We start from the raw sequence: 15,341 nt of genomic DNA, 5'->3' as shown, positions 1-15,341 counted from the left end.
TTCTGCTGACGGTCAGACCGCCACCAGATCGTCGGCGTGGATGACCGGTCTGCGCAACTCCGCCGGGAGCTCCGATGTCGACCGGCCGACCATGCGGGCGACGTCGTCGAAATCGTAGGCCGCGACGCCACGGGCGCACACCACTCCACCGGTGTCGACGAGCTCCACGACGTCGCCGGCATGAAACCGGCCGTGGGCCCCGACCACGCCCGCGGCGAGCAACGAGCGGCGCCGCCTCGACACGGCAGCGACGGCGCCGTCGTCGAGGACGATCTGTCCACGCGCGTCGGCGGCGTGCCGGACCCAGAACCGCCGGGCGGACAACCGCTCGTCGCGAGCGGCGAAGACAGTGCCGACCGATGCATCCGCCAACGCCTGCGTGGCCTGTTCGGCAGCGGCGAGCAACACCGGAACACCCGCATCCGCCGACAGCCGCGCAGCGGCGAGCTTGGACGCCATTCCACCGGTACCGAGCGCGCCCCCCGACCCGGCGATGACGCCGTCGAGATCTTCCGGCCCGTGTACCTCGGGGATCAGTCGCGCGCGGCTGCCATCGGCGTTGACGCGACGCGGATCCCCGTCGTAGAGGCCGTCGACGTCGGACAGCAGGACCAGCGCGTCGGCGCCGGCGAGATGCGCGACGAGCGCGGCCAGTCGGTCGTTGTCGCCGAAGCGGATCTCGGTGGTGGCGACGGTGTCGTTCTCGTTGACCACGGCCACCGCGCCGAGCGAGCGCAGCCGATCCAGGGTGCGCTGGGCATTCGCATGATGTGCGCGGTTGGAGACGTCGTCGGCGGTGAGCAGGACCTGGCCGACAGTCCGCCCGTAGCGGCCGAACGACGTGCCCCACGCATGGGCGAGAGCGAGTTGTCCGACGCTCGCCGCGGCCTGTTTGGTGGCGAGGTCGGTCGGACGCTTCTTGAGCCGCAACGGGGCGATGCCGGCGCCGATGGCTCCCGACGACACCACGATCACGTCCGACCCGGCGCGCATCCGCGCCTCCAGCGCGTCCGCGAGTCGGTCGAGCCGTGCCCGATCCAGGCCGTCGTGCAGGTCGGTGAGCGCCGACGACCCGATCTTGACCACGACGCTTCGCGCACGGGCGATGCGTTCGCGGACGTCGCTCACGGAATGTCCTGTTCGGACTCCTCGTCGAGGTCGGGCAGACCTCGGCGGAGTCGCCGCGCCTGCTTGCGCTCGGCTGCCCCGACCCGCTCGTTGCGATCGAGTCGGACGTCGGTGCCACGACCGGTCACGGGCACGTCGTCGCCCATCGGGGTCATCGGCTCCCAGTCGAACGTCACCTCTCCGATCGTCACCGGAGCGCCGGGCTCGGCGCCGAGGCGCACCAGTTCGTCCTCGACGCCCAGACGGTTCAACCGGTCCGCGAGGTAGCCGACCGCCTCGTCGTTGTCGAACTGGGTCTGCGCGATCCACCGTTCCGGCCGGGTACCGCGGACGATGAACCCGCCGTCGACTTCCGGGTCCGGGACGACGCTGAACTCCACCTCGTCGATCGCCTTGGGGCGGATGACCTGTCGACGCGGCTGTGGCTTCGGATGACGTTCGCGGTACTCCGCGACCATCCTCGCCAGCGCAAAGGTGAGCTCCCGCAAACCCTCATGGCTCACCGCGGAGATCCGGAAAACCGGCCAACCACGCTGCGCCAGTTCGGGTTCCACGAGATCGGCCAAATCGGCGGCATCGGGGATGTCGATCTTGTTCAGGATCACCACGCGGGGACGTTCGGCGAGGTCGCCGAGGCCGTGGTCGGCGTCGAGAGCCGGCTGATAGGCCGCGAGCTCGGCCTCGAGTGCGTCGATGTCGGACAACGGGTCGCGCCCGGGCTCGAGGGTGGCGCAGTCGACGACGTGGGCCAGCACGGCGCAGCGTTCCAGATGTCGCAGGAATTCCAGCCCGAGGCCCCGACCGGTGGATGCGCCGGGGATCAGCCCGGGGACGTCGGCGACGGTGAACACGTCCCCGGCGGTCTGCACGACACCGAGATTGGGGGCCAACGTGGTGAACGGGTAGTCCGCGATCTTCGGCTTGGCCGCCGACAGCACCGACACCAGCGACGATTTACCGGCCGACGGGAACCCGACGAGACCGACGTCGGCGACCGATTTCAGTTCGAGGACGAGGTCGCGATGCTGGCCTTCCTCACCGAGCAACGCGAAGCCGGGCGCCTTGCGCGCCTTGGATGCGAGCGCTGCGTTGCCCAGGCCGCCACGGCCGCCCTGGGCGGCCTCGAACGTGGTCCCCTCGCCGACCAGATCGGCCAGGATCGAACCGTTGCTGTCCAGCACCACGGTGCCGTCGGGCACCTTCAGCACCAGATCCTCGCCGGTGGCGCCGTCGCGGTTGTCGCCCATCCCCGGTTTGCCGTTGGAGCCCTTCGCGTGCGGCCGGAAATGAAAGTCGAGCAGGGTGTGCACCTGCGGGTCCACCACCAGGCGCACCGAGCCGCCGTTGCCACCGTTGCCGCCGTCGGGACCACCCAGCGGCTTGAACTTCTCGCGGTGGACCGACGAGCAGCCGTGGCCGCCGTTACCCGCCGCGACGTGGATCGTCACGCGGTCGACGAACCGGGACATCGGGGTACTTCCTCTCTGGACTGCGCAGCCGGGGAAAAGCAAACAGGGCGGGAGGGTTCATCTGTACCCTGCCCGCCCTGTGAGAGCTGTGCGTGATGAGACCGTCCGGGTCAGACCGCGGTGGTCTCCGGGACGATGTTGACCGTCTTGCGTCCACGCTTGGTGCCGAACTCGACCGAGCCGGTCTCCAGGGCGAACAGGGTGTCGTCGCCGCCGCGGCCGACGTTGACGCCCGGGTGGAACTTGGTGCCACGCTGACGGACCAGGATCTCGCCGGCGCTGACCTGCTGACCACCGAAGCGCTTCACGCCGAGGCGCTTGGCGTTGGAATCACGACCGTTGCGCGAGCTGGACGCGCCCTTCTTGTGTGCCATCTCTGCAGTCCTCCTGAGTAGGTGCGGGAATCGAGTTACTTGATACCGGTGACCTTGAGGACCGTCAGGTTCTGACGGTGGCCCTGGCGCTTGTGGTAGCCGGTCTTGTTCTTGAACTTGTGGATGCGGATCTTGGGACCCTTGACGTGCTCGACGACCTCGCCGGTCACCGAGATCTTCGCCAGCTTGTCCGCATCGGTGGTGAGGGTCGAGCCGTCGACGACCAACGCCACCGGCAGGCTGACGCTGCTGCCCGGATCGCTGTCGATCTTCTCGACCTTGACAAGGTCGCCCTCTGCGACCTTGTACTGCTTACCGCCGGTCTTGACGATCGCGTACGTTGCCATCGAAGCTGTCCTCTTTAACTCGTCTGTCGGACCCTGGGCGCTGGTTCGCGCACCGGGTGGGTGGGTGGTGCGTCATTACTGGTGTGGGCTGCAGGCGACGCTCGGCCGATGAGCCGTGGTCACTGCGGATCACTCCAGAGGGCCTGTCGGCGGTTCCGCGCGGCTGATCGGTGCGATCCAGTTTCCTGGACGTTCCGGGCACAGCGCAGACCCTCCGCCGAAGGCGACCAATCAAGATTACGGGACTGCCGCCGGTCGGGTCAAACTCGCCCGGACCGCGCCCCACCTGCTCGTTGGGCCCCGCTCGTCGGCCCCGCTACTCGTCGGCCCGACCGCCGGTCGGCAACCGTCGATCACTGGTCGCCGGGTGGCGGGCCGGCAGGTCGTCCGGCGGTCCGGCGCCGAGGCCGACGCCGCACCGCGACCGCGGCGTCGGCGGGGCCGGCCGAATCGGTGGGTCCGAACGTGGTCAACGGTGCCGAGGGCGCGTCACCGTCACCGGTCAGCACCACGGGCTCCGACGACGACGGCGGGGCCGCGGCCTGCCGCACCACGCGACGACGACGCCTCGGCGCAGGCGCGGCCGGCTCGGACTCGGGTGCCTGCTGCTCTTCCGCCTGCTGCTCGGAAGGCGCATCGGCAGTCGGCGCCTCGCCTTCCTGATCCGTGGTGGCGGAGGGAGCGTTGTCGGGAACCGACGACTCGTCCGCGGTCTCGGTCACGCTTGTCGCTGTCTCGGTCGCGTCGGCCTCGGTTGCACGGGCCTCGGTCGCCGGGGACTCGGTGGCCGGGGCTTCCGTCGCCGGGGCCTCGGTGGCCGGGGCTTCCGTCGCGTCGGTTCCGGTCTCCGCGTCGTGATCGTGGGAATGCGCCGCCATCGCGCGGAACATCGGATGCTCCGCGGGGTTCTGCGCCGGCTTGTGCTGTTCCGCCGCGGGTTCGGCCTTGCGCCGATTGCGCCGCGACCGCTTCGATCCCCCACCGTCATTCTGCGAGGAATCGTCCGGACGGGCCTCGACGGGGTTCGCGTGCACGATGATGCCGCGGCCGCCGCAGTGGGTGCACGGTGTGGAGAATGCCTCCAGCAGGCCGGTGCCGAGTCGCTTCCGGGTCATCTGGACGAGCCCGAGCGAGGTCACCTCCGACACCTGGTGTCGCGTCCGATCCCGCGCGAGTGCCTCGGTCAGACGCCGAAGCACCAGATCGCGGTTGGATTCGAGGACCATGTCGATGAAGTCGACGATGATCATGCCGCCGATGTCGCGCAGACGCATCTGCCGCACGATCTCCTCGGCCGCCTCGAGGTTGTTGCGTGTGACGGTCTCCTCGAGGTTGCCGCCGGAACCGGTGAACTTGCCCGTGTTGACGTCGACGACGGTCATCGCCTCGGTGTGTTCGATGATCAACGTGCCGCCCGACGGCAGCCAGACCTTGCGGTCGAGCGCCTTCGCGAGCTGCTCGTCGATGCGGTGCACGACAAATGAATCCGGCGCGTCGGCGTGCGACTTCTCGAACCGTTCCACGCGGTCCATCAGATCCGGGGCGACCGAACTGATGTAACGCTCGACCAGGTCCCAGGCCTTCTGCCCTTCGACGACGAGCTTGCGGAAGTCTTCGTTGAAGAGGTCACGAACCACCCGCACGAGCAGGTCGGGCTCCTCGTAGAGCGCCTTCGGCCCGTTGGACCCGGAACCCTTCTTGGCCGTCGCCACCGCGGCGTCGATCTCTTTCCACTGCGCTTCCAGCCGCGCGATGTCGGCGCCGAGTTCGTCGGCACTCACGCCTTCCGACGCGGTGCGGATGATGACGCCTGCGTCGTCGGGGACGAGTTTGCCGAGGATGCTCTTGAGTCGCTTGCGCTCCACGTCCGGCAGCTTGCGGCTGATCCCGGTCGACGAACCACCGGGCACGTAGACGAGGTAGCGGCCGGCGAGCGAGATCTGGGTGGTCAGCCGGGCACCCTTGTGACCCACCGGGTCCTTGCTGACCTGCACGAGCACACTGTCGCCCGGTTTGAGGGCCTGCTCGATCTTGCGCGAGCCGCCGTCGAGTCCAGCGGCATCCCAGTTGACCTCGCCGGCGTAGAGCACGCCGTTACGGCCACGGCCGATGTCGACGAAGGCGGCCTCCATGCCGGGCAGGACGTTCTGGACCCGACCGAGGTAGATGTTGCCGACCATGGAGGACGACGTCTCGGTGGTCACGAAGTGTTCGACGAGAACGCCGTCCTCGAGGACCGCGACCTGCGTGTAGTCCTCGATCGGGACCGCGTGGTCGTGCCCGGCGGAACCGGGCTCGCTGATCGATCTGTTGGCTCCGCGCTCGCGGACCACCATCACCCGGTCGACGGCTTCGCGCCGGGCGAGGAACTCCGATTCGCTGAGGATCGGCGGTCGGCGCCGACCGGCATCGCGACCATCCCGTCGGCGCTGGCGCTTGGCCTCGAGACGCGTGGAACCCGAGATCCCCTGGACCTCGTCGCGGGCCTTCTTGCTGCGCGGCTCACGTTCGTGGACGACGGTGTTCGGCGGATCGTCCGGCGAACTGTCGTCGGCGTCGGCGTCGGCGCCACCCTTGCGACGACGACGACGGCGGCGGCGCTTCGACGACCCCTGCTCGGCGTCGTCGGACGAGGCTGATTCGTCCGCGTCCCCGGACGACTCGGCGTCGGCGTCCGCGCCGGCCTTGTCCCCGGTGTCCTTGTCCCCGCCGTCCTTGTCCCCGCTGCCGGCGTCGGCACCCTGGTTCTTGGCGTCGTCGTCGGATTTCTTGGACTTGGACCTGTCAGATTTGCCCTTCTTGCTCTTCTTGCCGGATGGGCGCGAGTCGTCGTCGGAGTCGTCAGCGTTGTCGGTCGAGTTGTCGGCGTTGTCGGTCGAGTCGTCGCTCGCCTGCTCGTCGTTGCCGCCGTCACCCTGATCGCCACGCCCGCGGCCCCGGCCTCGGCGTCCACGGCGACGGCGGCGGGATCCGCGCTCGCCGTCAGCCTGTCCGTCCTCGGAGCGGCTGCTCTTGTCGTCCCCGCTGGTGTCGTCCCGGCTGGTGTCGTCCCGGCTTGTGTCGTCTGTGCTGCTGTTGTCGCCCCTGCTGTCGTCCCCGGAGTCGGATCTCGACCGAGAGGGGCGGCGCGCCGCCTCGACGGCCTGCGGCGACAGGAACAGTGGCTGGGCATCGACGTCCTCGACGGTCTGCCGCACCGGCTGGTGCTGGGTGTCGTCGACGGCCGAGAAAAGTGTGGGCGTGTCCGAGTCCGAGTCGGAAGCCGACGCCTCGGCGGCCGCCTCCGGCGATGTCTCCGTTGGGGCGTTGGCACCCTCGGGGCGGTCCGCCTGCGCGTCCCCGCCAGACGGCTCCGCTGCCGACGGCTCCGCGACGCCTGCCGTGTCCGCGGCGTCGTCCACGGCCTCCGCCGCGGATTCGTCGACCGCGACGTGCTCACGCACGCGGGCGGCCACCGCCTCGGCGGTCTCCCGGTCGATGCTCGATTGCGGGCTACGTGTCTCGATGCCCAGATCCGCGAGATGCGCCAACACCTGACGGCTGGTCAGTCCCAGCGTCCTGGCGAGGGCGTGCACTCGAAGCCTGGTGGGGAACTCCTCCGCCGATTCCGACGCTGCGTTCGCGTCAGCCGGCGACCCGTTGTCGGTCACTCAATCTCCTCGAGCCCCCGGGCGCGTCGGGCTGACGCGGCCACGCGAGGGCTTCTCTGTCTGTCCCGGTCTGCGAGGACCGGTGTTGTGTGGTCTTCGCGCGTTCTCTGCGATCTGAGTCGTCCCGGATCGCGAGGCGGCGCCTTGCGTTGTCGATGACCTCGACCGGTCGGCGTCTTCCACACCACCAGGAGGACCGACGGTGCCGGTTTTGATACCCACTGCCGGTTCCGGTGGGGAAGACGCGCGAATCGGGGTGTCCGATTCCGGAATCGTCATCCGGCTGCCAACGACAAAGTGTGCCGTCGACAACTGTGCAAGTATCCCACACAACGAGTCGTTCCCCGCACACCACGCACTTTTGACAGATCCAGCGGCAGGTGTGACGGGGAACGAGGAGGAAGAGCTCGGGTCAGACTCCCAGGTCAGGGAACCACAATGCGATTTCTCGCTCGGCCGACTCCGGCGAGTCCGAACCGTGGACCAGATTGTTCTGCGTGCTCAGTGCGAAGTCGCCGCGGATGGTTCCCGGCACGGCCTTCTCGACCGGGTCGGTTCCGCCGGCGATCTGCCGGAATGCGGCCACCGCACGTGGTCCCTCCAGCACCGCGGCGACGAGCGGTCCCGAGGTGATGAACTCGAGCAGGGACGGGTAGAAGGGCTTGCCCTCGTGCTCGGCGTAGTGGCCGCGGGCCACGTCGTCGCTGACGGTCTTCAGCTCCAGCGCCACGAGCGTGAGGCCTTTGCGTTCGATTCGGCTGAGGATGTCACCGACGAGCGAGCGCGCCACGCCGTCGGGCTTGATGAGTACCAGGGTCCGTTCAGTCACGTGCACACCTTAGCGAGAAGCGAGCGGCGCGGTCGCGGACCGGCGGGGTCACGAGCAATGTTCGCCGGCGACCGGGAAGAACCCGTAGTTGAACAGGCTTCCGTCGCGCGCCTGCGGATCGACGACGACCTGGACGCACCCGCCCGGCGACTTCAGCGCGGCGGCGAGTGCCATGTCGAACTGGGCGGCCAGCGCGAGGTTCGCGGGCCGGTACTCCTGGGGCACCGGCAGCGACGCCACCGCGTCGGGCACCGCCAGCGACGCCGCCTGCTCGGTGACGTCGTGGGTGGCGAGGTAGCTGAACTCGCCGTCCGCGGTGGGCATCGGTGCGCCGGCCACCGGTCCGTCTTCGGGTGCCGGCGTTGCGTGGGCCGACGCACCGCCGACCGACGATCCGATCACGGCCAACGCGAATGCGGCGGCGGCACAAGGGCGGCGAAGACTGGAGATGACAGACAAACTATTCCTCACGTCATGGGTGGCACCAGGGGTTTGCGGCTGGATTCGGTGGCTACGCCCACTTCTGCTCATCCCCCGGCAGCGACATTCTCACAGCATCTGCGGCCACAGGCGAGAGGCACCGGGTCACAGTCGCGCATCACCTGTTGCAGCCGACGAAGTGCACATCCATCGTGCCGAAAATCCGGCGGTCAATCGTCGAGCGGTTCCTGCCCGGCCAGCATGCCCTTCGCCATCCGCTGCTCGACATCGCGCTTGATGTACGCGATGTACACCCAGACGCAGAGGAAGATCACCCCGACCACGGCCACCGACCAGTGCAGGAATCCGCCGGCGATCACGACTGCCTGAAGCCCCAGGTCCAGGCGCAGGGCATACGGCCGCCCCTGCATCCCGGCGGCGGCGATGAAGGCCACGACGACCAGCCCGAGGTATCCGCCGGTCAGCCAGGTGATACCGGGGCCGAGGTTGGCGACGATCGGGAAGGCCAGGCCGATGACGATGACCTCGAGGATCAGCGTGCCCGCCATCACCCCGCGGAGCCCCTTCCAGGGATCCGTGGTCGGCGGAGTGTAACGCGCAGGCTCGCTCATGAGGGCTCCTTGCCGAACAGGGTGCGGGCCGCGCCGGCGGTGACCACCGAACCGGTGATCACCACCCCAGCACCCGCCACGGGTTCACCGTCGGACTCCTCGGCCAGCCCGATCGCCGTCTCCACCGCGTCGGGGAGGAACGGCTTCACCACGACGCGGTCCTCGCCGAAGATCGGCAGCGCGATCTCGGCCAACGCCTCGGTGTCGAGTGCCCTCGGCGAACCGTTGTTGGTGAGGACGACGTGATCGAAGACGGGCTCGACGGCCTCGAGGAATCCCTCGGCATCCTTGTCGCCGAGCATGCCGACGACCCCGACGAGCCGGCGGAAGTCGAACTCCTCGGCGAGCGCGCGGGCCAGCGCCTCGCCGCCGTGCGGATTGTGGGCGGCGTCGACGAACACGGTCGGGGCATTGCGGACCCGCTCGAGCCGTCCGGGACTGGCGACCGCGGCGAAGCCCGCGCGGACCGCGTCGATGTCGAGCTGCCGATCGGGCCCGGCACCGAAGAACGCCTCCACGGCGGCCAGCGCCAATGCCGCGTTCGCGGCCTGGTGCGCGCCATGCAGTGGTAGGTAGACCTCGTCGTACACACCGCCGAGGCCTTGCATCTGCAACATCTGCCCACCCACCGCGGTGATCGAATCGAGCACCGCGAACTCCGAGTTCTGGCGCGCCACGATGGTGCCGGCATCGACGGTCTCGCGGAGCAGCACGTCCATCACCTCGGGTTCCTGCGGGGCGATGACGGTGATGGGATCGGTCGGCACCAACTCGTCGGCGGCCTTCTTGATGATCCCGGCCTTCTCTCCGGCGATCTCGGCGAGGGTGTCACCGAGATAGTCGGCGTGATCCATTGCGATCGGGGTGATGACGGCGACCGTCGCGTCCACCACATTGGTGGCGTCCCACCGTCCCCCCATCCCGGTCTCGACCACCGCGACGTCGACGGGCGCCTCGGCGAAGACGGCGTAGGAGATGGCCGTCAGCACCTCGAACTTGCTCATCCGCGGACCGCCGGTCGCGGTCGACGAGTCGTCGACCATGGTGATGTAGGGCTCGAGTTCGCGGTAGGTGTCGATGTAGGTCCGCGCGCTGATCGGCTTGCCGTCCACCGAGATACGTTCGGTGACCCGCTGCAGATGCGGACTGGTGATCCGGCCGGTTCGCCGGTGCAACGCGATCAGCAGCGCATCGACCATGCGCGCCACCGAGGTCTTGCCGTTGGTGCCGGCGATGTGGATCGCCGGGTAGCCGTGCTGCGGCGATCCGAGAAGATCCATCAGAGCCGAGATCCTGGTCAGGGAGGGCTCGATCTTCGTCTCGGGCCACCGGGTGTCGAGTTCGGCCTCCACCTCGGCCAGTTCGGCCAGGGTCGCCGCGTCGTCCCCTGGCTCGGCGGGGGCGGCCTCGTCCTCGTCGGGATCGCGTGCGTCCATCTCGTCGAGCAGCGCACCGAGGTCATCTGACACGGGCCCGTCGGGGCCGAGGTGATCGCGATCCAGATCGTCGATCGGATCGTCGTCGGACCGGTGGCCGTGGTCGCGGGGGCTCACGCGCCCCCCAACGCGGCGAGGGCGCCACCGAGTCGTTCGACTTCTTCGGTCGCCACCTTCTGTCGCTCGCGGATCTTCGCGACGACGTGTTCGGGCGCCTTGGCGAGGAACTGCTCGTTGCCGAGTTTCCCGGTGGTGCCGGCGAGTTCCTTCTCCGCCGCGGCCAGGTCCTTGGCCAGGCGTTTGCGTTCGGCGGCGACGTCGACCGTCCCGGAGGTGTCGATCCGGACGGTGACGGTGGCAGCGGACAGTCGGACGTCGATGGTGGCCGTGGCCGCGAACCCGTCGTCGGCACGCTCGAGGCGCGCCAGGGAGTCCAGGTACGGCCGCGACGGCGCGAGACCTGTTGCGTCGAGGCCGTCGACCTCGGCCGCGACGCGCTGTCCGGGGCGCAGTCCCTGGTCGCTGCGGAAACGCCGGACCTCGGTGATCAGGCGCTGCAGGTCGTCGACGTGTTGCGCGGCGACGGGGTCGGTGGCGTCGCCCTGCACGTGCGGCCATTCGGCGATGACCGCCGATTCTCGACCGGTCAGCGCCTTCCACAGCACCTCGGTGACGAACGGCATCACCGGATGCAGCGCACGAAGCAGCTTGTCGAGAACGGTTCCGAGAACCAGAGATGTTGCCCTGGAGCGAGTCTCGTCGTTCTCGGCGAACTGCACCTTCGCCAGCTCCAGGTACCAGTCGCACACCTCGTCCCACGCGAAGTGGTACAGGGCCTCGCATGCCTTCGAGAACTCGAAGGCCTCGAAGCCGGCGTCCACCTCCGCGAGCACCGTGTCGAGCCTGTCCAGGATCCATCGGTCGACCTCGGTGAGCTCGGAACGGTCCGGCAGTTCACCCGGGTCGGCACCGTTCATCAGAGCGAACTTCGTCGCGTTGTAGAGCTTGGTGGCGAAGTTGCGCGACGACTGCGCGTGGTCCTCCCCCACCGATATGTCGCTGCCCGGGTTCGCGCCGCGGGCCAGCGTGAAGCGCAGCGCGTCGGCGCCGAAGCGTTCCACCCAGTCGAGCGGGTCGATGCCGTTGCCCTTCGACTTCGACATCTTACGGCCGTGTTCGTCACGCACCAGCCCGTGCAGGAACAGGTGGTGGAACGGCACCGTCCGGCCTTCACCCATCTGCTCACCGACGTAGGTGCCGAACATCATCATGCGGGCCACCCAGAAGAACAGGATGTCGTAGCCGGTGACGAGAACGGATGTGGGATAGAACTTCTCGAGGTCCGCGGTCTCCTCCGGCCAGCCCATGGTGGAGAACGGCCACAGGCCGGACGAGAACCAGGTGTCGAGGACGTCGGTCTCCTGCACGTAGCCCTCGGGCGCCGCCTCGTCGGGGCCGGTACACACGACGTCACCGTCGGGTCCGTACCAGATCGGAATCCGGTGTCCCCACCACAGTTGCCGGGAGATGCACCAGTCGTGCATGTTGTCGACCCAGCCGAACCAGCGGGGTTCCATCGACGTCGGGTGCACCACCGTCTCCCCGGTGCGAACGGCGTCACCGGCCGCCTTGGCCAGCGATTCCACCTTCACCCACCACTGCATCGACAGCCGCGGCTCGATGGGCTCGCCGGTCCGCTCGGAATGCCCGACGCTGTGCAGGTAGGGACGGACCTCCTTGACGATGCGCCCCTGTTCGGCCAACGCCTCGCGCACCTTCACCCGCGCCTCGAACCGGTCCATGCCGTCGAAGGGCGTCCCGGTGCCGACGATCTGTGCCTCGTCGTCCATGATGCTCGGCATCGGCAGGTCGTGGCGTTGCCCGATGGCGAAGTCGTTCGGGTCGTGGGCCGGCGTGATCTTGACGGCGCCGCTGCCGAATTCGGGGTCGACGTGGTCGTCGGCGATGATCGGGAGGCGCCGGTCGAGGAAGGGGTGCTCGAGCGTGGTGCCGACCAGGTGGGCGTAGCGCTCGTCGTCGGGGTTCACGGCGATCGCGGTGTCGCCGAGCATCGTCTCGACCCGGGTGGTGGCCACGACGATGTGCGGCTGATCGTCGTCGAGGCTCCCGTATCGGAAGCTGACCAGTTCGCCCTCCACATCGGAGTAGCTGACCTCGATGTCGCTGATCGCCGTCTTGAGCACCGGCGACCAGTTGACCAGACGTTCGGCCCGGTAGATGAGCCCTTCGTCGTACATCTGCTTGAACACCGTCTGGACGGCCCGCGACAGGCCGTCGTCCATCGTGAAGCGTTCCCGCGTCCAGTCCACACCGTCGCCCAGGCGGCGCATCTGGGTGCCGATGTTGTCGCCGATCTCGGCCTTCTCCGTCCACACGCGCTCGATGAACGCGTCACGTCCGAGGTCGTCGCGGGTCAGACCGTCCTCGGCGGCGATCTTGCGTTCCACCATCGTCTGCATCGCGATGGCCGCGTGGTCCATGCCGGGCAGCCAGAGAACCTCGTAGCCCTGCATCCGCCGCCGTCGCGCGAGGGTGTCCATCAGCACATGCTCGTAGGCATGACCCATGTGCAGGGAACCGTTGACGTTCGGCGGCGGGATGACGATGGAGAACGCAGGCCGGTCACTGGCCGCGTCCGCCGTGAAGTAGCCCGCGTCGACCCAGCCCTGATACAGCTGCGCCTCGTGTTCGGCGGGGTCCCAGGACTTCGGTAGCTCGTGGCTCGGATCGGGTGTGCTCACCCCACAATCTTAGGAAACGTCACGTCCTAGACATGGAGCCGGTGCAGGTCCTCGGGCGCGTTGACGTTGGTCAGCCAATCCGGATTGCCGACGGCGACGCGATGAGTGGTCAGCGCGTCCAACGCGGCGAGCATGCGGCGCTCGCCGCCTGCCGTGAGGTCGGCGATCACACCGGCCGCGTCGGTGCGGTACAGACCTGCCATCGGATGATCACGCTGGGCGTCGCTGGCGATCACCGCCTGGGTGGATTCGGTGACGCCCCGTAGGAGTTCGTCGATGAGCTCGGGGGTGATCAGGGGCATGTCGGTGGCACACACGAACGCCCACCGGGCCCCGGTGTCGGCCGCGTGCGCCAGACCCACCGCGAGGCCGCCGAGCGGTCCTGCGCCGGGGGTCTCGTCGGTCACCCACCGCGCCTCGGGACCGCCGGTGCCGTACAACGCCCGGTAGGCCGCCGACTCCTCGGGGGCGACGACCAGGACCGGGTCGCACCGGCGGCCGACGATCCGCACGACGCGGGCGAGCAACGGCTCCCCCTCCCACTCGAGCGCCGCCTTGTCGCGGCCCATCCGCCGGGACCGTCCGCCCGCCAGCACGATTCCCGCGACCTGCGAATCCTGTTGTTGCATCATGCAGACCAGTCTCACCCACCGCAGACGAAAAACTCCCGGAAACACGGAAAGCGATCCGTGGTTCCGGGAGTCCGGGACGAATGGGTCAGGCGCTCTTGTCGCGACGCTCGTCGCGGCTGGCCTTGCGCGGCACGATCGTCGGTAGGACGTTGTCGCTCACCGTCTCCCCCGTCACGACGACCTTCTCCACGTCGTCGCGGCTCGGGATGTCGTACATCACCGGCAGCAGCACTTCTTCCATGATCGCGCGCAGTCCGCGGGCGCCGGTGCCACGGTGGATGGCCTGGTCGGCGACGGCCTCGAGCGCGTCCTTGGTGAACTCGAGCTCCACGTTGTCCATCTCGAACAGCTTCGTGTACTGCTTCACCAGCGCGTTCTTCGGCTCCGACAGGATGCTGACCAGCGACTCCTTGTCGAGATTGGTCACCGATGCGACGACCGGAAGACGTCCGATGAACTCGGGGATCAGACCGAACTTGATCAGGTCCTCCGGCATCACCTCGGCGAAGTGGTCGGTGGTGTCGACCTCATCCTTGCTGGTGACCTCGTTGCCGAAACCGATGCCGCGCTTGCCGATCCGCTCGGACACGATCTTCTCGAGCCCGGCGAAGGCACCGGCCACGATGAAGAGCACGTTGGTGGTGTCGATCTGGATGAACTCTTGATGCGGGTGCTTGCGACCACCCTGCGGCGGAACCGATGCCTGCGTGCCCTCGAGGATCTTGAGCAGCGCCTGCTGGACGCCTTCGCCCGAGACATCGCGGGTGATGGAGGGGTTCTCGCTCTTGCGGGCGATCTTGTCGACCTCGTCGATGTAGATGATGCCCGTCTCGGCACGCTTGACGTCGTAGTCGGCCGCCTGGATCAGTTTGAGCAGGATGTTCTCGACGTCCTCGCCGACATAGCCCGCCTCGGTGAGCGCGGTGGCGTCGGCGATCGCGAACGGAACGTTGAGCATCTTGGCGAGCGTCTGCGCCAGGTAGGTCTTGCCGCAGCCGGTCGGGCCGAGCATCAGGATGTTGGACTTGGCCAGCTCGACGACCTCACCGCTGCGCGAGTCCTTCTTCTCCCCCGCCTGGATGCGCTTGTAGTGGTTGTAGACGGCCACGGCCAGGGTCCGCTTGGCGGTGTCCTGCCCGATGACGTAGTTCTCGAGGAAGTCGCGGATCTCGGCCGGCTTGGGGAGCTCGTCGAGTTTCACGTCACCGTTCTCGGCGAGTTCCTCTTCGATGATCTCGTTGCACAGGTCGATGCACTCGTCACAGATGTACACGCCGGGCCCGGCGATCAGCTTCTTGACCTGCTTCTGACTCTTTCCGCAGAACGAGCACTTCAGCAGGTCGCCACCGTCTCCGATTCGTGCCATCTCGTGTACGTACCTTCCTGTTGCTCCGGTCGATTCGACGCACCGTCACCGCGCGCAGCCGGGCATGGGTCACTGTTCGGCAGTCGAATCGCCCAATAACCCGACGGTACCCGCGTGCCGCTCGAACTTCGACCGATAAAGGCAAATGTCGTACCCGAAGTTTCGGTCGCCGTCCATCTATCCGATTGTCGTGCCTGTCGCCACCCGCTGTGTCGGATGCCGCCGGCACCGGGCTGCCTGCCCGATCTACACCCTGCCCGATCTACACCGGCGCAGACGTCAAGGATGACTGCCGC

The 15,341-nt window shown here is 68.2% G+C and carries 12 protein-coding genes; all 12 read right to left on the bottom strand.

All coding sequences use genetic code 11. The features are described from left to right. Window positions 1–12: 12 nt before the first annotated feature. The 12 genes from proB to clpX all read right to left on the bottom strand — a co-directional run bounded on the left by proB (window position 13) and on the right by clpX (window position 15,045). Window positions 13–1,128 carry a glutamate 5-kinase gene (proB, locus tag V1Y59_RS06280; protein ID WP_330503973.1) on the bottom strand — a complete coding sequence of 372 codons (1,116 nt, stop codon included), beginning with the start codon at window positions 1,126–1,128 and terminating at the stop codon, window positions 13–15. After that, a complete protein-coding gene (gene obgE / locus V1Y59_RS06275; protein ID WP_330503972.1) occupies window positions 1,125–2,597 on the bottom strand; it encodes a GTPase ObgE in 1,473 nt (490 codons plus the stop codon). The genes proB and obgE overlap by 4 nt, the downstream gene beginning before the upstream one ends. Window positions 2,598–2,707: 110 nt before the next feature. Then, a complete protein-coding gene (gene rpmA, locus V1Y59_RS06270) occupies window positions 2,708–2,971 on the bottom strand; it encodes a 50S ribosomal protein L27 (RefSeq protein WP_330432356.1) in 264 nt (87 codons plus the stop codon). Window positions 2,972–3,006: 35 nt separating this feature from the next. After that, complete coding sequence (gene rplU / locus V1Y59_RS06265) at window positions 3,007–3,318, bottom strand: 50S ribosomal protein L21 (protein ID WP_330432357.1); 312 nt, start codon at window positions 3,316–3,318, stop codon at window positions 3,007–3,009. Window positions 3,319–3,671: 353 nt separating this feature from the next. Beyond that, window positions 3,672–6,968 carry a translation initiation factor IF-2 N-terminal domain-containing protein gene (locus V1Y59_RS06260; RefSeq protein WP_330503971.1) on the bottom strand — a complete coding sequence of 1,099 codons (3,297 nt, stop codon included), beginning with the start codon at window positions 6,966–6,968 and terminating at the stop codon, window positions 3,672–3,674. Between the two features lie 412 nt (window positions 6,969–7,380). Next, window positions 7,381–7,797, bottom strand: coding sequence for a nucleoside-diphosphate kinase (ndk, locus tag V1Y59_RS06255; RefSeq protein ID WP_330432359.1), 417 nt, complete (start codon window positions 7,795–7,797; stop codon window positions 7,381–7,383). A 48-nt stretch (window positions 7,798–7,845) separates the two neighbouring features. Then, complete coding sequence (locus V1Y59_RS06250) at window positions 7,846–8,328, bottom strand: hypothetical protein (RefSeq protein ID WP_431309115.1); 483 nt, start codon at window positions 8,326–8,328, stop codon at window positions 7,846–7,848. Between the two features lie 119 nt (window positions 8,329–8,447). Beyond that, the gene (locus tag V1Y59_RS06245; protein WP_330503969.1) at window positions 8,448–8,849 is read right to left on the bottom strand and encodes a DUF4233 domain-containing protein; all 402 of its coding nucleotides are present in this window, start codon (window positions 8,847–8,849) and stop codon (window positions 8,448–8,450) included. Next, entirely contained in the window at window positions 8,846–10,285 is a 1,440-nt protein-coding gene (folC, locus tag V1Y59_RS06240; protein WP_330504123.1) for a bifunctional tetrahydrofolate synthase/dihydrofolate synthase, read from the bottom strand. The genes V1Y59_RS06245 and folC overlap by 4 nt, the downstream gene beginning before the upstream one ends. A gap of 113 nt (window positions 10,286–10,398) precedes the next feature. Further along, a complete protein-coding gene (locus V1Y59_RS06235) occupies window positions 10,399–13,047 on the bottom strand; it encodes a valine--tRNA ligase (RefSeq protein ID WP_330503968.1) in 2,649 nt (882 codons plus the stop codon). 26 nt (window positions 13,048–13,073) lie between these two features. Beyond that, a complete protein-coding gene (mobA, locus tag V1Y59_RS06230) occupies window positions 13,074–13,676 on the bottom strand; it encodes a molybdenum cofactor guanylyltransferase (RefSeq protein ID WP_431309120.1) in 603 nt (200 codons plus the stop codon). A gap of 88 nt (window positions 13,677–13,764) precedes the next feature. After that, a complete protein-coding gene (gene clpX, locus V1Y59_RS06225) occupies window positions 13,765–15,045 on the bottom strand; it encodes an ATP-dependent Clp protease ATP-binding subunit ClpX (protein WP_330432364.1) in 1,281 nt (426 codons plus the stop codon). Window positions 15,046–15,341: the final 296 nt, after the last annotated feature.

The organism is Gordonia prachuapensis, from assembly GCF_036350515.1.
Taxonomy (GTDB): Bacteria; Actinomycetota; Actinomycetes; order Mycobacteriales; family Mycobacteriaceae; genus Gordonia; species Gordonia prachuapensis.
This window is presented reverse-complemented; position numbering and strand designations above follow the sequence as displayed.

Excerpts from the sequence above, each read along its gene's own strand:
- obgE (WP_330503972.1), bottom strand. The coding sequence starts at position 2,597 with ATGTCCCGGTTCGTCGACCGCGTGACGATCCACGTCGCGGCGGGTAAC.
- rpmA (WP_330432356.1), bottom strand. The coding sequence starts at position 2,971 with ATGGCACACAAGAAGGGCGCGTCCAGCTCGCGCAACGGTCGTGATTCC.
- rplU (WP_330432357.1), bottom strand. The coding sequence starts at position 3,318 with ATGGCAACGTACGCGATCGTCAAGACCGGCGGTAAGCAGTACAAGGTC.
- V1Y59_RS06250 (WP_431309115.1), bottom strand. The coding sequence starts at position 8,328 with ATGAGCAGAAGTGGGCGTAGCCACCGAATCCAGCCGCAAACCCCTGGT.
- V1Y59_RS06245 (WP_330503969.1), bottom strand. The coding sequence starts at position 8,849 with ATGAGCGAGCCTGCGCGTTACACTCCGCCGACCACGGATCCCTGGAAG.
- folC (WP_330504123.1), bottom strand. The coding sequence starts at position 10,285 with ATGGACGCACGCGATCCCGACGAGGACGAGGCCGCCCCCGCCGAGCCA.
- mobA (WP_431309120.1), bottom strand. The coding sequence starts at position 13,676 with ATGCAACAACAGGATTCGCAGGTCGCGGGAATCGTGCTGGCGGGCGGA.
- clpX (WP_330432364.1), bottom strand. The coding sequence starts at position 15,045 with ATGGCACGAATCGGAGACGGTGGCGACCTGCTGAAGTGCTCGTTCTGC.